This is a genomic window from Flavobacterium sp. HNIBRBA15423 (assembly GCF_052655965.1).
Genome location: NZ_CP199751.1, coordinates 1322302 through 1341331 on the forward strand (window position 1 = coordinate 1322302; position 19030 = coordinate 1341331).

The 19030-nt window shown below is 28.8% G+C and carries 18 protein-coding genes; 10 read left to right on the forward strand and 8 right to left on the reverse strand.

Annotated elements, in window-relative coordinates; translation table 11 throughout:
- Window positions 1-115: 115 nt before the first annotated feature.
- Window positions 116-1273, reverse strand: a complete 1158-nt coding sequence (locus tag ACULEV_RS05835) for a T9SS type A sorting domain-containing protein (protein WP_445457733.1) — start codon at window positions 1271-1273, stop codon at window positions 116-118.
- A 292-nt stretch (window positions 1274-1565) separates the two neighbouring features.
- On the opposite strand from ACULEV_RS05835, the gene ACULEV_RS05840 reads away from it, so the two are divergent.
- Both ACULEV_RS05840 and ACULEV_RS05845 read left to right on the forward strand, forming a co-directional pair.
- Entirely contained in the window at window positions 1566-3461 is a 1896-nt protein-coding gene (locus tag ACULEV_RS05840) for a sensor histidine kinase (protein ID WP_445457734.1), read from the forward strand.
- Complete coding sequence (locus ACULEV_RS05845) at window positions 3458-4081, forward strand: response regulator (RefSeq protein WP_445457735.1); 624 nt, start codon at window positions 3458-3460, stop codon at window positions 4079-4081. Before ACULEV_RS05840 ends, ACULEV_RS05845 begins: the two co-directional genes overlap by 4 nt.
- Before the next feature lie 260 nt (window positions 4082-4341).
- On the opposite strand, the gene dnaN is transcribed toward ACULEV_RS05845, so the two are convergent.
- From dnaN to ACULEV_RS05870, 5 genes are all read right to left on the reverse strand, one after another.
- Complete coding sequence (gene dnaN / locus ACULEV_RS05850) at window positions 4342-5460, reverse strand: DNA polymerase III subunit beta (protein ID WP_445457736.1); 1119 nt, start codon at window positions 5458-5460, stop codon at window positions 4342-4344.
- An 86-nt stretch (window positions 5461-5546) separates the two neighbouring features.
- A complete protein-coding gene (gldG, locus tag ACULEV_RS05855; RefSeq protein WP_445457737.1) occupies window positions 5547-7229 on the reverse strand; it encodes a gliding motility-associated ABC transporter substrate-binding protein GldG in 1683 nt (560 codons plus the stop codon).
- Window positions 7229-7954, reverse strand: coding sequence for a gliding motility-associated ABC transporter permease subunit GldF (gene gldF / locus ACULEV_RS05860; RefSeq protein ID WP_445457738.1), 726 nt, complete (start codon window positions 7952-7954; stop codon window positions 7229-7231). Before gldF ends, gldG begins: the two co-directional genes overlap by 1 nt.
- A 130-nt stretch (window positions 7955-8084) precedes the next feature.
- Window positions 8085-8381: a putative quinol monooxygenase gene (locus ACULEV_RS05865; protein WP_445457739.1), complete on the reverse strand. Its 297-nt coding sequence runs from the start codon at window positions 8379-8381 to the stop codon at window positions 8085-8087.
- Between the two features lie 3 nt (window positions 8382-8384).
- Window positions 8385-9215, reverse strand: a complete 831-nt coding sequence (locus tag ACULEV_RS05870; protein WP_445457740.1) for an SAM hydrolase/SAM-dependent halogenase family protein — start codon at window positions 9213-9215, stop codon at window positions 8385-8387.
- 193 nt (window positions 9216-9408) lie between these two features.
- On the opposite strand from ACULEV_RS05870, the gene ACULEV_RS05875 reads away from it, so the two are divergent.
- The 7 genes from ACULEV_RS05875 to ACULEV_RS05905 all read left to right on the forward strand — a co-directional run bounded on the left by ACULEV_RS05875 (window position 9409) and on the right by ACULEV_RS05905 (window position 15737).
- On the forward strand, window positions 9409-10359 hold the full coding sequence (locus ACULEV_RS05875) for a PhoH family protein (protein WP_445457741.1): 951 nt from the start codon (window positions 9409-9411) through the stop codon (window positions 10357-10359).
- Between the two features lie 208 nt (window positions 10360-10567).
- Window positions 10568-12004, forward strand: coding sequence for an alpha-amylase (locus ACULEV_RS05880; protein ID WP_445457742.1), 1437 nt, complete (start codon window positions 10568-10570; stop codon window positions 12002-12004).
- A 110-nt stretch (window positions 12005-12114) separates the two neighbouring features.
- Window positions 12115-12933 (forward strand): SDR family NAD(P)-dependent oxidoreductase, encoded by an 819-nt coding sequence (locus ACULEV_RS05885; protein ID WP_445457743.1) that lies wholly within the window; start codon window positions 12115-12117, stop codon window positions 12931-12933.
- 11 nt (window positions 12934-12944) lie between these two features.
- Window positions 12945-13406 carry a hypothetical protein gene (locus ACULEV_RS05890; protein ID WP_445457744.1) on the forward strand — a complete coding sequence of 154 codons (462 nt, stop codon included), beginning with the start codon at window positions 12945-12947 and terminating at the stop codon, window positions 13404-13406.
- Window positions 13407-13594: 188 nt separating this feature from the next.
- Window positions 13595-14107 (forward strand): hypothetical protein, encoded by a 513-nt coding sequence (locus ACULEV_RS05895; protein WP_445457745.1) that lies wholly within the window; start codon window positions 13595-13597, stop codon window positions 14105-14107.
- 115 nt (window positions 14108-14222) lie between these two features.
- On the forward strand, window positions 14223-15167 hold the full coding sequence (locus tag ACULEV_RS05900) for a phosphoribosylaminoimidazolesuccinocarboxamide synthase (protein ID WP_445457746.1): 945 nt from the start codon (window positions 14223-14225) through the stop codon (window positions 15165-15167).
- Window positions 15168-15341: 174 nt separating this feature from the next.
- Complete coding sequence (locus tag ACULEV_RS05905) at window positions 15342-15737, forward strand: ankyrin repeat domain-containing protein (RefSeq protein WP_445457747.1); 396 nt, start codon at window positions 15342-15344, stop codon at window positions 15735-15737.
- Between the two features lie 64 nt (window positions 15738-15801).
- Here ACULEV_RS05905 and ACULEV_RS05910 read toward each other — a convergent pair whose 3' ends face one another.
- Complete coding sequence (locus tag ACULEV_RS05910) at window positions 15802-16500, reverse strand: hypothetical protein (protein ID WP_445457748.1); 699 nt, start codon at window positions 16498-16500, stop codon at window positions 15802-15804.
- 180 nt (window positions 16501-16680) lie between these two features.
- On the reverse strand, window positions 16681-17769 hold the full coding sequence (locus ACULEV_RS05915; RefSeq protein ID WP_445457749.1) for a M42 family metallopeptidase: 1089 nt from the start codon (window positions 17767-17769) through the stop codon (window positions 16681-16683).
- Between the two features lie 81 nt (window positions 17770-17850).
- Here ACULEV_RS05915 and ACULEV_RS05920 point away from each other — a divergent pair, with 81 nt between their 5' ends.
- Window positions 17851-18537, forward strand: a complete 687-nt coding sequence (locus ACULEV_RS05920) for a DUF4294 domain-containing protein (protein WP_445457750.1) — start codon at window positions 17851-17853, stop codon at window positions 18535-18537.
- Window positions 18538-19030: the final 493 nt, after the last annotated feature.

The following is a 19030-nucleotide window of genomic DNA, read 5'->3' on the forward strand; positions in this document are numbered from 1 at the left end:
TAAAAAAGAGGCTGCCTGAAAAGTATTTTTCGGACGACCTCTTTTTGACTAAGAAAGTTAATGAAGTAATTTAGTTAAAAGTAAAATTATTTTTAGCTAAAAATTCTTTATTTTATTATTCCTTTACGAGTTTCAATACATGTGTTTTTCCTTCTTGAGTGCTAACTTTTAATAGGTATAACCCTTGAGAAAGATGATTTACAGATAAAGATTCAAAGCCAAAATTAAAAGTATCCAGTTTTTGCCCATTTAAATTATATAGTTCTACCGTTTTAATGGCTTCGTTATATATGTCAACATGTAGTATGTCTTTAACAGGATTTGGATACACTTTCAAAGAATTTTTATTTGATGAAAAAGCCTCATTGTCTAAAGTCATGTCAGTTAATGTTACTATTCTTCCTTGTTCTTCTAAGGTCATATATAATGTGTTTCCTATTAGAACTACGTCTCTAAAATTAGCATAATAAGGATTTCCCTCATCGTCTAAGTCTTGGTAAATGGTTTGATCGCCCACAAACACCAAATCAGCAGATGAGTCATTTACATCTATTTTTTCTATTTGATGCGCATTACAGATATACAACTCATTGTTTTGACTTAAAAATGTTCCTTTGTTAAAGTTTAATCCTATGACATAATCTTCTAAAGTAGAGGCACTAGAACTTAAATCTAGACTTTTTATCATTTCAAAATCCCGAGCAGACATATACAAGGTATTATTATAAATATCCATGTCTTCTACAACACCTGTATCTAAATTGTTAAATTCTAAAGTTGGTATTGGGGTAGCATCAAAGGCGTCAAAACTATAAAGGCTTATTGTAAAAACATCGGGTGCTGTTTCTATTTCTTCTAAATAAAAGAGGGTATTATTATGAAGCGTAAATGAAGAAATAAAATTTGTAGTAGTAACAATAACTTGAGTGCCAGCACTTGTATTGGTTAAATCTAATTTTAAAATTTGGCTACCAAAAAACTCATCTGTTGCTTCAATATAATTTTCAACCAAAATAAATAAATCATTTCCTAGTTTTTGCGTTTTGTAGCAATAAAAATTAGCGGGTAATGTATAAATTAAATTTGCAGAGGGCGAACCAGCAGAAGTGTCTATTGAATAAATATTTTCCCATCCATTTATATAAATAGTGGTTCCGTCTAATGTCATTTTCGTTGGCGAATTTAGTCCTGAAATGTAATCTGTAATTTGCGAATTGGAATTCGTCAAGACTAATATTGTAGCTACGAATGTAAAAAGTAATTTTTTTCTCATAATTATAAATTTAAAGTTTAATTTGTTTTTAAAGTTGCTTGTTCACTAATTGCGTTTTAAATCCATCATCGTTTAAGGTCAATGTTTTCAGGGTTAAATGAAAAATCAAGTTCATTGAGATAGTTGTGAATTACCAAGAAATCTAAAGAGAACGAGTAGTAATTTAAAGGTCATATATTATAGTATTTTAATTAGAATAAAATTAAATACCTTATGATTTTGATACTATACCAACTTTTAGGTATTTTTAAGTTTCATGAATTGTTGGATATTTGATAATTGAATTTATAGAATGAAACACATTTATCTAATATTGAGTATTAGCATTTGCTTTTTTAATGATCTTTCAGCTCAACAGGAAACACTATATAAAGATACACTTTATGTAAATGGTCATAATGGCTTTGATCTTTCAGAGTATTTGACGTTTTGGGTAGATAGTTCTAGTGTAGGAAGTGTTGAGTTGGCACAAAATGCCTTAAAAAACGAAAGATTCAAGCATTGGAAAAAAGGAAGTGTTCTTAATTTAGGTTTAAATCCTTATGATACATGGCTATATCTGAAAGTAGTTAATATATCGGAAGATTATCATCAATATTGGTGGGCTTTATACAGTCAGGCTGATTCAGTTTCGGTATATGTATTTAAAAATGACCAGTGGCAACTTCATACAGAAGTAACCAATCAAACTCTTCTTAAAGATCGTTCTATAAAAACAAGGTTTCCTGTTGCGGAAATTCATTTGAACTATGGTGAATACCAGCAACTTCTTATGAAGATAACAAATGTACGTCACACCCAAAATGCCATAACCGATTTCACAATACCTAAACACAATTTGTTATGGGAAATTAATTTCTATGGGACGATAGGTTTTTTTATTGGTTGCTTTTTTTTAATTGCTTTGCTAAGCATTCTATTTAGCGTTGTCATAAAAGAATTAACTTTTCTATACTATGGTTTTTATTTATTGTGTATCGTAATATTAATGTTGTCTGAAGAGTTAATGATTCCTATTGTTGATTCACCTATATTATTTTATAGTATCAACCGATTGCATTCCCTTTTCTTAAGTCTTATCGCTTTGTCTTTGCATTATAAAATAATTGTATATGTTATTGGTCGTAAAAGGTCTATACCTATATCAATTTTTAAAACATCTCATTTTTTCAACTATATCTTTTTATGGATAGCAATAGTATATACTCTTATATATTTTGTTGAGATGGAATCATTACACTTTGGAGCAGATGTTTTTAAATTTATGTGGTATTCAACCATTGTTTGCATTGTTTTAAGTATGGTTAATAATTTCTGTATCATTATTTATTTAATGTATATGAAGGGTTATTTTCTTTATGGAATTGTCCTAGCCTTACTACTATTGTATTTCAATCCAGCAGGATATTTTCTTAACTATTCAGGGATATTTAATTATTATACCATTACTTATCCTAATTATTTTTACTGGATTGTTAGTTTAGAAGTGCTGTTTTTTGCAATAGTTTTAGCCATACGATATAAACATACAATTCATAATAATTTGAGTCTTATAAAAGAAAAAGCTGAAAAGGAAGCATCGGCAATACTTAGAGAGATTGAAATACAGGATTTAGAGCGTCGTAAAATAGCGCAAGATTTACATGATGATTTGGGTACAACCATTAGTGCTATTAAATTGATTATCACTAACCAATATACTTCTGATATTGGTTTAAAAAATATGATTACCAAAGCAAATAATGATGTGAGGCAGTTCTTTACTAAACTAACGGTTTCTGATTTCAATAATGAAAAAATTTCCAACATTATCGAACAAACCATTTCCAACTTACAACGATTAAATCAAATAGATTTTAAATTAATTGTATCTGGTAATGATACTCTTATACCTGATTATTTAGTAAAACCTCTTTCCAGAATTGCTGTAGAACTGTTATTAAACACTATTAAGCATTCCAACGCTACTGAAGCCACCATACAACTCATTACTGATAAAGACCAAGTGCAACTAATAGTTGAAGATAATGGTGAAGGTTTTGACCTTCAAAAACCTCAAAAAGGGATGGGTATTCCTAATGTATATTCACGCACAGAACGTTGGGGCGGACAAGTTCACTTTTCTAGCAGTCAGACTGGAACAACTGTCATTATAATCATTCCATTTAAAATCCAAACAACACTATGAAAAAAATATACAATACTATAATTGTTGATGATCATTCACTGTTTGCTGAAGGGCTTAAGCGGATTTTAGAAGATGATTTAAATTTTAGACTGACAGCAATATATAATATGGCTGAAGATGCTTTACACGCATTCAATAATTCGTCTCCTGAATTGGTATTATTGGATATTCAATTACCTGGTATGGGTGGATTGGATTTTTGTAAGTATATTAAAGAACGTTACCCGCAAATAAAAGTAGTTATAATTTCAATGTTTGAATCTGCTTCTATTATTGCCGATGCAAAAGCGTCTGATGCTAATGGGTATATTCCTAAAACTACAGATGCCCAATTACTTAAAACTACTTTGTATGATATTATAAATGGAGAAAATGTATTTTTATCAAAACCTTCTCTCAAATTACCAACAACCAATCAACCATTGTATGTAAGCCTATTGAGCAAACGAGAACTTGATATAATTACCTATATTAAACAAGGACATACCTCTAAAGAAATTGCAGAGCAGTTGTTTATCAGTCAGTTTACGGTGGATACACATCGCAAAAATATTCTAAAAAAATTGCAATTACCATCTGTGAAAGCCCTAATTGCTTTTGCACATGAAAATCATATTTAAAGGGAAATTAGATATTTCAATCATTTATAAATTTGGTATAAACGAATCTGATTGGAGTAATAAAATTCCAATAATGACATTAAAATTGGCTATAAATAGCTTTATTTTTAACTACAAAATAAAAAACCGCAATTGCTTATTCAGCTCATGCGGTTTTTTGGGTTAAGGTTGGTTATAGTTTTTTTAAGAGATTAGAAATAGAGCAAAGAATATAAATAGTTTTAATTCTATTTTCTTTATTCTATTATCTTTTTTCTTTATTAGTTGCTTAGCATTACTGGCATAACCAGCATAGTTACAGTTTCTCCATCATCTAAACCATCAACAGGAGTAAGAATTCCAGCTCTGTTTGGCATAGACATTTCTAATTGAATTTCATCACTGGTAAGATTATTCAACATTTCAGTTAAGAAACGCGAATTGAAACCTATCTGCATGTCATCACCTTGGTAATCACAAGTTAATCTTTCGTCTGCTTTATTAGAATAATCAATATCTTCTGCAGAAATATTTAATTCTGTTCCAGCAATTTTTAAGCGAATTTGATGTGTCGTTTTATTTGCAAAAATAGCCACACGACGCACTGAGCTTAAAAATTGAACTCTATTGATTAATAATTTATTTGGATTTTCTTTTGGAATTACCGCTTCATAATTTGGGTATTTTCCATCGATTAAACGACACGTTAATACATAATTTTCAAAAGAAAAAGTAGCATTTGCATCATTGTATTCGATTTTAACTTCCGCATCTGAAGCAGCTAAAATACCTTTTAAAATGTTTAAAGGTTTTTTTGGCATAATAAAATCAGCAACTTGTGAAGCTTTTACATCTGCACGAGCATATTTTACTAGTTTATGTGCATCTGTAGCTACAAAAATTAAGCCTTCAGGAGAAAATTGAAAAAAGACACCACTCATTACAGGTCTTAAATCATCATTACCAGCAGCAAAAATTGTTTTACTTATAGCTGTTGCTAATACTTCTGCAGGAACAATTGTAGAGGAAGGATCTTCCAAAGCTACTGCCTTAGGAAATTCTTCACCTTGCGCATAAGCAATAGCATATTTACCAGAATTTGAACTTATTTCAACCGTGTTGTTTTCCTCAACGGTAAAAGTTAAGGGTTGTTCTGGAAATGTTTTAAGGATGTCTAACAATAACTTAGCAGGAACTGCTACACTACCTTGACTAGTAGAATCTATTTCTAGACTAGCAGACATAGTAGTTTCTAAATCAGATGCAGAAACAGTTAGTTTGCTATTATCTAATTCAAATAAAAAGTTATCTAATATGGGTAACGTATTACTACTATTAATTACACTTCCTAATACTTGAAGCTGTTTTAATAAATATGAACTCGAAACTATGAACTTCATTTTCTTTTATTTTAAAACCGTTTGTGATTTTAGTTGCACAAATATATTCTAAATTATTAGCAATCACAAAAACATTTTATTAACAACTATTTACTATACGTCTTTTTTCTTAAATAAGTAAACAGAAAACCGAATAATGCTAAAATAACAATTGGTAATCCGACAGTTATCATTTGTGCCCAAGAATAATTTTGATATACTTTTTCTTTATCTAATAATGGTAAATTAACATCTTTACTTCTAATGTTGATAAGTCCAGTATCATCTAAAAGATAATTTACACAATTCATTAAGAACTCTTTGTTGCCATATAGATTATTTGTCCATTTATCAAAACCAAGTTCAAGAGGAGTGCCTTTATCAATTTGATTTTTTATTACATCTCCATCTGAAATTACAATCATTTTATTTGTAGTACTTTCTTTTTTGAAGGAAGTGTCTTTAAAAGGCAAAACACGATTGGTATACATTGAATTAAACTGTCCTTCTAAAAGAACAGCAACTGGCATTAATCCTTTTCCTGTGTATTCTTCAGGTTTTGTTTCTTCGGTAACAATGTCAAGTGAAATTTGTGTGGGTGTTCCAATAGGTCTTGAATATTCCGAACTACTTAATAAAACTGTTTTTTTTACGGAATTATTTAAGAGTTCAATTGGTGAGGCAAATTCAAATTTTATTCCTTCCATGTTTTTCACTAATGGATGATTAGTTGAAGGGTATATAAAAGGAGAAAATTTCCAAAAATATTGTTGGTATTGTGTATTACTTCCTTGTTGTCCAGTAGCTAATTTTATAGGAATTGCTTGTTCATCTTTAATTAGTAAAGGATTAATACGAATTCCATATTTGAAAAATAATTCTGTTAGGTTTAAATCGTTTTGTTGTGCCAAAACACTGCCAGTTTCGCTATATAAATCTTCATAATTAGCGTGAACATTATCTAATAACCACAAGGTTTTACCACCATTTATAATGTATTGATCTAGTACTTGTTTTTCTTCATCTGTAAAACCTTCTGTAGGTTTTGCTATAATTGCTAAATCATAATTTTTTAAAGCTGTTAAAGTTTCTTTTGGTGTTGAAGCTACAGAATCTAAAGTAAAAGGAGCTAAAAAATAACTTTCTCTTACCGTTTTCAAGAAATCAGCAATATAAATATCTTGTAATTCACCATTTCCTTTTATAATGGCAATTTTCTTTTGTTTTTCTTTTGTAATTTTATTAAAAGCTTCTGCAAAAGCAAATTCTAAATGCTGTACGGAACTAATTACTTTTTCTTCAGTAGTAGCACCCATTAAGTTTTTAAGTAAGGCTACTTTTGCACCTTTATCACCATAACTGGCAACTGCCCAAGGAAAAACAACTTCTTGTGTTTGTTTTCCTTTATCATCAACAGTAATATTTAAAGGTTGTAATCCTCTTTCGTAGAATTGCTTCATTACTTCAACTCTTTCTTCTTCTTTTTCAACAGGATTGACAAATTGGAAAATGATATTTGGATTATAAGCAGAAAACTCTTCTAGTAATTGTCTAGTTTCATTTTGCAAACGCATGAAATCGGGTGGAAAGTTTCCTTCTAAGAAAACATCAACAATTAATGGGCTATCAATATTTTTGATGATATTTAATGAAGTTTCTGATAAAGTATAACGCTTGTCTTCAGTTAAATCAAAACGCTTGAAATAATAATTACTTATGGTATTTATTGCAATTAAAATGATTATTATAATTGCTAATGATTTTATATTTTGTTTTCTTGATGTCTTCATTATCCTTTCAATCTTTTAAGTTGGTAAACAGTGATTGATAAAAATAGAACAGTAATACTTATAAAGTAAATAACATCTCTTGTATCAATAACGCCACGACTCATACTTTTAAAATGAGAATCCATTCCAAAAGAGGAAATTATTCTACCGTCTTCCTTAATCATACCTGCAATTCCTTCAAACCCGAAGTAAAAAACAAAACAAATAAAAACGGCTATAATAAAAGCAATAATTTGATTGTCAGATATAGAAGAGGTAAAAATTCCAATAGCTGTGTATGCAGCCACTAAAAAAAGTAATCCAAAATAAGAGCCTAGTGTGCTTCCCATATCAATGTTTCCTGTAGGATTACCAAAGTAAGAAATCATCCAAACATAAACATAAGTAGGTAATAAGGCTATAACTATTAAAAGAAAAGCACCCAAAAATTTTCCATTTACAATTTCCCAAATTGATAAAGGTTTTGTAAAAAGAAGTTCTATAGTTCCTTGTTTTTTTTCATCAGAAAAGCTTCTCATAGTAACAGCAGGAATAAGAAAGATTAAAATCCATGGTGCCAATTTAAAAAACGGTCCTAAATCGGCAAATCCTGAATTCAGAATATTGAATTCACCATTAAAAACCCACAAGAATAATCCATTAAGTATTAGGAATATAGCTATAACTAAATAGCCGATGGGTGAACCAAAAAAAGATTTTATTTCTCTTAAAAGTAATGCTTTCATATATTTTATAAAATTCAAAAAAAGTTTAAAGTTGTTTAACCTAATTTAAAATACATACTGTGCAAATGTAGTATATTACTTTAAAAATGTAACAACTTTAAAAATTAAACCCTTACACAATGTTAAACTCTTAAACTAACGAAGCTATTTTATCTACACTCCAAGCTTCTGGCTTGTCACTAAAAAGGGTTTTGGTATAATTCCATACCTCTTTAAATAAATCTGAATTTCTATAGTTTTCTAAATTTTCTTCTGCTTGCCAATAGCTATAGGTAAAAAAGATTCTAGAATCTTTTTTATCTTGATATAATTCTAAAAATTGATTGCCTTCAAAATGTCTTATTTTTTCCTTAACCTGATTAAAATTGGCCAAAAAAGCGTCAATTTTATCTTCTTGAAATCTCATTTTTACAATTCGTACAAACATGTTTTATTCGTTAAAAGTTATAGTTACTACATCTCTAAATTTCAAGCCTAAAAGGGTAGAAGCTGAGCCTACAGTTTTAGGATTACTTTTATAAATTGCTATTTCTAAATAGCCATTCTCATTAAAAAGAGCTAAAGCATTACCTTCAAATGTTTTTAAAGAATATTTATCTACATTTTTAAAATCGGAATAGTACCTGTGAATGCGCTCAAGTTTTTTATTATGAAAAGAAATGATAAAAGGTCTTTTTATGGCTACATCTTCAAATATTTTTTTTGAGATATTAGTAATACAATTCCCAAACTGATCTATATATATGACATTTCCTTTTATAAAACTTGAATCACTGGAAATTACAGGAGTAAGTTCATTAACAATTTTTAACTCATTAATTTCTTTGCCAATAACATTTAATAAACCACCTCTCGCTATGTGTGAAGCTACAGCTACAAATACATTCATAGGAGTTGCTTCTTCTTGTAATCGATCATGAATGGTTATAGCTACAATTTTTTGAGGTATTTTTTTTTGAATGAGAGAACTTAGAATCCCATTATCAGCACAAATAAAATACTGATCTTCCCATTGCATGGCAATATGTTGCGTATTTTGTGTTTTTTCGCTATCAACACCTATAATGTGAATAGTTCCTTTTGGAAAATTTTTATAGGCAACAGCAATGCAATAACTTGCTTCTAGTGTATTGAATAAATCAATATCATGAGATATATCTATAATTGTAGGATTTTCAATATTTGAGATTAACTTACCTTTTAAAGCACCCACAAAATGGTCCTTCAATCCAAAATCGGTAGTAAGTGTAATTATTGACATATTTTTGTTTATAACTTATTAAAGATACTAGCACTGTTTTTCTTAAATTTGAAATCATACTCTTTTATTATTTTGTAAATAAAATAGTAAAAAAAGATTTAAAATGTTTACATAAAAAAACAATAGTAATCTAAAATTGATTACAAAGCTAGCATAATTTTAGTACAACAAAAATAATTTAAAAAGAAAGCCTTTGAACGAGAGAAACATTGAATTAGTAGAGATTACTCCAAAAGATTTTTGGGGCACTCAAGATGTTCATTTAGAAGCCATTAAAAAATATTATCCTAAATTAAAATTAGTGGCTAGAGGAACGACTCTAAAAGTATATGGGGAAGAAGAGATTCTAGAAGAATTTGAAACCAAATTTAAGAGATTGATGCTTCATTTTACTCGATACAATAATATTGATGAAAATGTAGTGTCTAGAGTTCTTGAAAGTGACGCTCAGGAAACACAATATATGCATGATAGAGATAAGATTTTAGTGCATGGTGTTAGTGGAAAATTAATAAAAGCAATGACACCTAATCAGCAAAAACTTGTAGAAACAATCATTAAAAATGATATGGTTTTTGCGATTGGTCCCGCTGGTACTGGAAAAACCTATACAGGTGTGGCTATGGCAGTAAAAGCATTAAAAGAAAAGCAAGTAAAGCGAATTATTTTAACACGTCCTGCCGTGGAAGCTGGTGAAAATCTTGGTTTTCTTCCTGGTGATATGAAAGAGAAACTAGATCCTTATATGCAACCTTTGTATGATGCATTAAGAGATATGATTCCTTCTGAAAAATTAGAAGACTATATTTTAAAAGGAATTATTCAAATTGCTCCATTAGCATTTATGAGAGGTAGAACTTTGGACCATGCTTTTGTTATTTTAGATGAAGCACAAAATACCACACATAGTCAAATGAAGATGTTTCTAACTAGAATGGGAAAAAATGCGAAGTTTATGATAACGGGTGATCCTGGACAAGTGGATTTACCTAGAAGAACTATATCTGGATTAAAAGAAGCTATTTTAATTCTAAAAGATGTAGAAGGAGTAGGGATTATCTATTTAGATGATAAAGACATTGTTAGACATAAATTAGTGAAAAAGATTATAGATGCTTATAAAAGCATAGAAAATCACGATTAGTATAGTCTTGTTATTTATACTTAAGAGCCAATTATTCAGTTAATTGGCTTTTTTGTTTTTTTAATATTCTTCAAATTTTTGTTTTATTGATAATTTTAAAATATTTATCAACACGAAAACGTTTTCGTTATGTAATTCATATTTTTTAAATATAATTATTACGAATTTTATATTAATTTAGATAAAAAATTTAGATAAATATAAAAACATGAAACAAACCAATCAACTTCGACTTATGGCTTCTTGTTTAGTATTTTCATTTTTTTCATGCGATAAGGATGAAACTATTAATGAAAGTCAAGATGCTTCAAGAGAATTTAAAGTAATTCAAGTAACCAATCATGATGGTAAACCATTTAATACTGGTGGTGATAATGTTAATTTGACTAATAAATATGTAGCTAATGCTGGAGGTGGAGTTATGATGCAAGGATTTTATTGGGATGTTCCTGCTGGAGGAACTTGGTGGAATGTAGTAAAAGGAAAGGTAACAGCATGGGGAAATGCTGGTATAGATGCTATTTGGTTGCCACCAGCTTCTAAAGCTCAAAACGGACCTTTTTCTATGGGTTATGACCCAACAGATTATTATGATTTTGGAGATTATAATCAAAATGGTACTGTGGAGACGAGATTTGGGTCTAAAAGTGAATTAACAAGTTTGATTACTACTGCACACGAACAAAATATGAAAGTATATGCAGATATAGTTATTAATCATAACAGTGGTGGGCAATCAGAATATAATCCTTTTACTGGTTCAAATACCTATACTAAGTTTAATGTTGCTTCTGGAAAATTTAATCGTACTTATAATGATTTTTATAAAAATTCTTATGGAAATAACGATGAAGGTAGTTTTGGTGGCTTTCCAGATTTGTGTCATGCAAATCCTTATGTGCAAGACTGGTTATGGGGTAGATCTGATGCTGTTGGTAAATATTATAAAAACACTATGAAATTTGATGGTTGGCGTTTCGATTATGTTAAAGGATTTGGTCCTTGGGTTGTAAATCAATGGAATGCTAATGTAGGTGGTTTTTCTGTTGGTGAATATTGGGATGGGAATGCTGCTACTTTAGAATGGTGGTGTGATAATGCAAATAGTTCAGCTTTTGATTTTGCTTGTTATTACAAAATGGATGAAGCCTTTGACGGTAATGATTTAACAAAATTAAGTTCTGGTGATATGCTTTGGAAAAGAAGACCATTTAGAGCAGTAACATTTGTATCTAATCATGATACTGATCAAATATGGAATAAAACATTAGCTTATGCTTACATTCTAACACATGAAGGGTATCCAACAATTTTCTACAGAGATTATGAAGAATGGTTGGATAAAAACAAATTGAATAATTTAATTTGGATTCATAATAATAAAGCAACTGGTAATACATCAATATTATATGCAGACAATGATGAGTATGTGGCAAGAAGAAATGGTTATAATGGCAATCCAGGTTTAGTAGTGTATTTAAATAGCTCTAATTCATGGCAAGAGAGATGGATTCAAACAAATTGGGCAAATACTACTATTAAAGATTATACAGGAAATTCTTCTTGGTATCCTACAACCCAAGGTGATAAATGGGTTAAAATACAATGTCCTCCTAATAGTTATTCTATTTGGTCTACTTTGTAATTTTATTTATTGAGTTATGATTTGATTAGATGCTGTACAAAACGTACAGCATCTTTTTTTGTTATTGTCTTTTAAATAAACTTTATTTGCAATGTTTAAAAAAATATAATTTGAAAAACATACTTATTACTGGGGCATCTGGTGGATTAGGAAAACTAACTTCAAAATATTTTGCGGTAAATGGTTGGAGTGTTATAGCTACTATGTTAGATATTGGTTTAGCAGAAGATTTGTTAGATTATCCAAATATAAAATGCTTTGAATTAGATGTTACTTCTACAGAAAGTATTGAAAAAGCAAAGCAAAATATTTTAAAGGAGTTTGACACCATAGATGTAATTATTAATAATGCTGGTTTAGGATATAGAAGTTTTGTTGAATTATCTGAAGATTCAAAAATAGATACTATTGTAAATGTTAATTTATTAGGAGTCATTAAAGTTTGTAGAGCTTTTATTCCTGTTTTTAGAAAACAAAATAGAGGAATGTTTATAAATATTACATCTGTAGCTGGTTTGGTAAATCTTCCATTAGGAAATTTTTATCATGCAACAAAAAAAGCTGTTGAAAGTTTTTCTGAATGCATGTCTTATGAATTGCTAGATTTTAATGTAAGTGTTTGTACGGTTCAATTTGGTAATGCACCAACAAGCTTTCAAAATAACGTTGCAAAATGCGAGGTTTCAAAAATTTCTTCTTATGAAGATATGATGTGTACAATAAATGGTATTTTAAAAAAGAAAACATCTAAGAATAAAGATCTAACTACAAAAATTGTAACCAAGTTATTTGATATAGCAGAAAACCCTCAGAAAAGTTTCCGAAAATATACAATTGGTTTCGATGCTAATTTTATGCGCTATTTGAGAAGGATTTTAGGGTATAGATTATTTAATAAATTAATCAAATATTTTGTTCTAAAAAAATAAAAAAAAATGTAATGAAACATTTCTTTAAATATGAAAAAGGGTTTATAAATATTAATGAAGAAAATCTTTTTTTAACCAAATCTGGTAATTGGTCAGAAATAGAATTACTTTTAGAAAAATCGTCAAAATCAAAAAGTCAAAATTCTAAAAAGAAAATTAGAACATATAGCTTTTATGCAATGTTGCTTTCTTTTTCTTTACTATTGTTTTTTAATCTTAATAATGGTAAAAGCGGTAAAATGATGTTACCATTAGGTATTGTCTTATTGCTTTTGTCGGCTTACAATTATATAAGAGCTGGTTCTGGTAATCAATATAAAATTCCACTTTCAAAAATTAATAAAATGGAATATTCTTTTAATAGTTTAAAAATATATTTTATGAATTTAGACGGAAAAGAAGATTTTGAAAAAATTGAAAATATAGAAGAAAAAGGAGTTCAAATTTTAAAGGATTTAAAATTAATCAAATGATGTTTTTATAATTTATTATATTCATTCTAGAGTTTTTTAATAAAGGCTATTTTTACAGATATTTTACCTATATTACTATTGTAATTCTGTTTTTTTCTTTTAATTCTATAAATTATTACAAAAATGATGTAATTCATTTAGAGTTTAGTTTATCGAGATTTGTACAATAATATTAAAAGAAAAAAAATATGAAAAATTTATTTTTAATTATTGGGTTATTAGGATTAAGCCCAATTTTTGCACAGCAAAATGAAATAGATATTACACCAGACAATTCTTGGTTGAAAGCAGGTTTAACTGCGGGTATTCCTGTTGGAGACGCTAGCGATGTCTCATCATTTAATTTAGGTGTTGATTTAAGAGGTCAATACTTATTCAATCCAAATTTTGCTATTGGTATAGCTTCTGGATATAGTCATTTTTTTGCTAAAGATGATTTAGAAGATTTTGGAGTTATTCCTGTTGCAGGTTTTTTACGTTATTACTTTACACCTAGTGGAATATTTATAGGTTCTGATTTAGGCTACGGTTTTTTAAGTAATGTAGAAAATAATGAAGGTGGTTTATATGTTAATCCTCAAATAGGTTATCATAATAGAGATTGGAATATTTATGCTTTTTATCAAAATACATTTGCTGAAAATGATGTTGATTTGCAAACGGTTGGAGTAGGAGTTACCTATAATATTCGTTTTAAATAATCGATTGTTTTATTTTAAATAAGAAGGAGGAAAGTAAATTTCTTCCTTTTTTTATTTTGATATTGTTTGGCATTGGTAAACAAATTACATTTGCATTTCAACAACACAACATTAAATGAATACAATTACAACCACAAATTTTAATTTTCCTAAACAAAAATCAGTTTATCATGGTAAAGTTAGAGAAGTTTATAATATTAACGATGAACTCCTTGTAATGATTGCAACCGATAGACTTTCAGCTTTTGACGTAGTTATGCCAAAAGGAATTCCTTATAAAGGACAAATTCTAAATCAAATTGCTACTAGATTTATGCAATTAACGGAAGATATTGTTCCAAACTGGTTAATCGCAACTCCAGATCCAAATGTCGCTATTGGACATTTATGCCAACCTTTTAAAGTAGAAATGGTTATCAGAGGATATTTATCAGGGCATGCAGCAAGAGAATATGCTTTAGGAAAACGAATCCTTTGTGGTGTTTCTTTACCTGAAGGCCTAAAAGAAAACGATAAATTTCCTGAACCAATTATAACTCCTACAACAAAAGCAGATTTTGGAGTACACGATGAGGATATTTCTAGAGAAGCTATTTTAGTAAAAGGTATTGTTACTGAAGAAGATTATTTAGTATTAGAAAAATATACTAGAGCCTTATTTCAAAGAGGTACAGAAATTGCAGCTTCAAGAGGTTTAATTTTGGTGGATACCAAATATGAATTTGGAAAAACTAAAGATGGAAAAATTGTTTTAATTGATGAAATTCACACACCAGATTCTTCACGTTATTTTTACTCAGAAGGTTATCAAGATAGACAAGATAAAGGTGAAGCTCAAAAACAATTATCTAAAGAATTTGTACGTCAATGGTTAATTGCTAATGGTTTTCAAGGAAAAGAAGGGCAACAAATACCAAATATGACAGCTGAGTATATAGAATCAGTTTCTGAGAGATATATTGAGTTATATGAAAATATTTTAGGAGAAAAATTTATAAAAGCTGATATAACAGATATTCAAAAACGTATTGAAGAAAATGTTTTAAATTATTTAAACTAAATAAGATAACATGTTTTTGATACTATATTAACCACGCTTTGCGTGGTTTTTTTGTTCTTTGTATTATTAACTTAATAGTGTTAAAGAAATGTTATTTATTTAAAAACTAGTAACAAAGTTAATTTTTAGCGACTATTAGAATATAAATCATCAATCATTAAAATTTTATTTATTATGAAAAAATCAATCAGTTTTTTTAGTTTAGCTTTAGTAATGTTAGGAAATGTTGCAATAGCTTCAAACGTAGTAGACAATTCGTCTAAAATTTCATTTAGTTATGAAGTATCAGATGTAAATCCATTGTGTTTAGCAATCAGTAAAGGAGATATTAATAAGGTTAAAGAAATAATTGCATATGGAGTAGATGTAAATGATACTACTCTTAGAGGAATGACTCCTTTAATGTATGCAGCTATTTATAATCAAGTTGAAATTGTGGAATTATTATTAGAAAAAGGCGCTGATTTAGACAAAAAAGACAATACTGGTCATACAGTTTTCGATCATGCAAAACTTAGCAAATCAGATGCAGTTTTAGAAGTATTAAAAAAAGGTAAAAAGAGAAGATAATTATCTTTAATTTAAAACAAAATAATAAGGCTATCCTTTCTGGGACAGCCTTATTATTTTGTTTTTATAATACTTTTTCAATAGAAAAATTAGTAGATAATGAAGTTCCTGTAGAACCTGTATTGTGAGATTTTAGTTTAGCATCTCTAGTAGTGTTATTCTCATAATCAGTAAAAATTCTAAATCCATAAGAATGACTTTGTAGGAGTTGTAAATAATTAGTAATGCCATAGCTTTCGTTTCTGCCAAAACCTAATCCAGAATTGTTATTGTCTCTGTGCTTAAAAGTTCTTCTCAATACCCATCTGTTATCAGTAAAATCCCATAAACCTATAAGGATATCTAAATCATGTGAACTATTACTATAATCACCAATATCAAAATCCATTGAAATTTTATAAAACCCATCAATACTCGGTGTATATCTGCCATTTGTAGTATTGTACTCATTTAGTATATCAATAAGCTCATTAGATAAAATAATTTCCTTAAAATTAAAATCTAAATTAAGAGTTAAGTCAGAAGATAAAAAGCCCACAAACTTAATTCCTGGAGCTGTTGCATTATTAAAACCAGTAACTAATGTTCCATCTTCAGTAACTGATACTGGTGTTGTAGTTCCAGAATTGTTAGAAAGACCTCTTATTCTTACATTACCATTAATGTCAAGTTCTTTTGTTGGGTTAGTAGTGCCAATACCTACTTGTGAAAAAATTAAAAAAGGGAAAATTAAAAGTAATACTACTATTTTTTTTGGATTCATGATTAAGTATTTGGTTAATAAAGATTGAATAATAAATAACTGATATTCAATTCAACAGCACAAATCTTAAAATTAAATCTTAATGAAACACAAACAAATCGATAACTAACATATAAAAACGGTAAAATATACTTTTTAGTTAATAAATTGTAAAAAAAATAGCCGTTAAACGGCTATTTTTTATTTAAAATAAGAAAAATCATGATTTTTCTCTATTTTTAGCAAACTTTCATAAATTAATCTAATTACATTTTCAACATCATCTTTGTGAACCATCTCAACTGTAGTATGCATATATCGTAATGGTAAAGAAATTAATGCTGACGCAACACCACCGTTACTGTAAGCAAATGCATCTGTGTCTGTACCAGTTACCCTAGAAGAGGCATGTCGTTGAAAAGGAATTTTATTCTGCTCAGCAGTTTCAACTATCATTTCACGTAAAATGTTTTGTGTAGCTGGTGCATAAGCAATGACAGGACCTTTGCCTATTTTTAAATCACCTTCAATTTTTTTGTCTATCATAGGTGTTGTTGTATCATGACAAACATCAGTAACAATAGCAATATTAGGTTTTAGGGTTTGCGTTATCATTTCGGCACCTCTTAAACCTATTTCTTCTTGTACAGAGTTAACTATATATAAACCAAAAGGTAATTTCTTTTTGTTTTCTTTTAATAATCGAGCAACTTCAGCAATCATAAATCCACCCATTCGGTTATCAATTGCTCTGCATATAAATTTATTCTTATTTAAGATTTCAAAAGTATCAGGATAAGTAATTACACATCCTACATGAATGCCTAGTTTTTCAACATCTTCTTTTGTCTCACAACCACAATCTATAAAAATATTATCAATTCTTGCAGGTTCTTCTTTCGATTTATTTCTTGTATGTATAGCTGGCCATCCAAAAACACCCTTAACAATTCCCTTTTTAGTATGTATATGTACTCGTTTAGAAGGAGCAATCATATGATCACTACCACCATTTCTTATCACATAAATAAGACCGTCATCAGTTATATAATTTACATACCATGAAATTTCGTCACTATGACCTTCAATTACAACTTTAAAGGCTGCCTCAGGATTTATAACACCCACAGCTGTTCCATAAATATCAGTAATAAAAGTATCAACATAAGGTTTCAAATAATCCATCCATATTTTCTGCCCTTCAGATTCGTAACCAGTTGGAGACGCATTATTCAAATAATTTTCTAAAAAAGTCATAGAAGACTTTCCTAATATCGATTTCGAACTCATAAAATTTATTTTTTTGCTAAATTATAAAAATGCATCAAGACTTATCTATTATTTATTTATTTTTGATTATAATTTTAAGCTATGAAAAATTACATTATATATATATTCTTATTTATTAGTATATCAATTAAAGCCCAAGTTCAAGATACCTTAAGAGTTACTGCTCAAGATTCAGCAGTTTTGTATTCTATCGAGCTAAAAGAGATAGTGGTTTCAAAAAATGATGTAGTAAGTTTAGATGATGAGAAAAAGAAATTACTCATATTAAAGAGAAGAGTATATAAAACATATCCATATGCAAAATTAACATCAGAAAAGTTATTGCAGTTAAATGCAACAATGAATAAACTTAAAACCAAAAAGGAAAAGAAAAAATATTTTAAAATAGTAGAAAAGTATTTGCAAGAAGAATTTGAACCAAGACTAAAGAAGCTCTCAAGAAAAGACGGACAAATTTTGGTTAAGCTTATTAATAGACAAACAGGAGAGACAACCTTCGACTTAATTAAAGAATATAAAAGTGGATGGAAAGCCTTTTGGTCAAACAATACAGCAAAATTATTTGATATAAATATTAAGGAAGAATACAAACCTTATGATAGACTAGAAGACTTTCATATAGAAAGTATATTAGTTACCGCTTTCCGACAAGGACATTTAGTAAATCAAGCACCTGCAAAACCTATAGATTTAAATCAGTTGACAGCAACTTGGAAGGAGAAAGTCAAAAAGATGAAAGAAGAAAGGCTATCAAAAGAAATTGATTAGTTAATATTAGTAGCACTTATATATAGTTATAAAAGGCTATTATTCCTGCTTTCCGTTCTATCTTTTTATTTTGGATAAAATAAAAAGGATGCCACTCCAATCAGGGCTATATTAGGAGAGAGCTATTTCAGAAGACGTAAACCGATTACTCCTTATATATAGTATATGTTTGATTTCAGTTTTTCCTCTATGTTCTTTTTTTTAAGAATGTAAGTTCTTCAAAATCAAGGTAGAGAAAAAAAGATTAAAAAATAGTTATAAAAAGGTTAGGATTGTAACAAAAAGGTATTAGTTTTGCACCCGCAATGAAGCAAAGTTCTTATTACATTTTGAATAAATAACGCGAGTTATTGAGAAGACAAAAAAAAGAAAATTTTTTTTCAAAAAAGTTTGTCAGATTCAAAAAAAGGATTACTTTTGCACCCGCATTAACAGGGAAGTTCATACAAATATTGATTACGATAATGAGAGTTATCGACTGATAAAAAAAAGG

Bases quoted from the DNA above. Each gene is read 5' to 3' on its own strand.
- ACULEV_RS05835 (WP_445457733.1), bottom strand. From the start codon at position 1,273: ATGAGAAAAAAATTACTTTTTACATTCGTAGCTACAATATTAGTCTTG.
- ACULEV_RS05840 (WP_445457734.1), top strand. From the start codon at position 1,566: ATGAAACACATTTATCTAATATTGAGTATTAGCATTTGCTTTTTTAAT.
- ACULEV_RS05845 (WP_445457735.1), top strand. From the start codon at position 3,458: ATGAAAAAAATATACAATACTATAATTGTTGATGATCATTCACTGTTT.
- dnaN (WP_445457736.1), bottom strand. From the start codon at position 5,460: ATGAAGTTCATAGTTTCGAGTTCATATTTATTAAAACAGCTTCAAGTA.
- gldG (WP_445457737.1), bottom strand. From the start codon at position 7,229: ATGAAGACATCAAGAAAACAAAATATAAAATCATTAGCAATTATAATA.
- gldF (WP_445457738.1), bottom strand. From the start codon at position 7,954: ATGAAAGCATTACTTTTAAGAGAAATAAAATCTTTTTTTGGTTCACCC.
- ACULEV_RS05865 (WP_445457739.1), bottom strand. From the start codon at position 8,381: ATGTTTGTACGAATTGTAAAAATGAGATTTCAAGAAGATAAAATTGAC.
- ACULEV_RS05870 (WP_445457740.1), bottom strand. From the start codon at position 9,215: ATGTCAATAATTACACTTACTACCGATTTTGGATTGAAGGACCATTTT.
- ACULEV_RS05880 (WP_445457742.1), top strand. From the start codon at position 10,568: ATGAAACAAACCAATCAACTTCGACTTATGGCTTCTTGTTTAGTATTT.
- ACULEV_RS05890 (WP_445457744.1), top strand. From the start codon at position 12,945: ATGAAACATTTCTTTAAATATGAAAAAGGGTTTATAAATATTAATGAA.
- ACULEV_RS05895 (WP_445457745.1), top strand. From the start codon at position 13,595: ATGAAAAATTTATTTTTAATTATTGGGTTATTAGGATTAAGCCCAATT.
- ACULEV_RS05900 (WP_445457746.1), top strand. From the start codon at position 14,223: ATGAATACAATTACAACCACAAATTTTAATTTTCCTAAACAAAAATCA.
- ACULEV_RS05905 (WP_445457747.1), top strand. From the start codon at position 15,342: ATGAAAAAATCAATCAGTTTTTTTAGTTTAGCTTTAGTAATGTTAGGA.
- ACULEV_RS05910 (WP_445457748.1), bottom strand. From the start codon at position 16,500: ATGAATCCAAAAAAAATAGTAGTATTACTTTTAATTTTCCCTTTTTTA.
- ACULEV_RS05915 (WP_445457749.1), bottom strand. From the start codon at position 17,769: ATGAGTTCGAAATCGATATTAGGAAAGTCTTCTATGACTTTTTTAGAA.
- ACULEV_RS05920 (WP_445457750.1), top strand. From the start codon at position 17,851: ATGAAAAATTACATTATATATATATTCTTATTTATTAGTATATCAATT.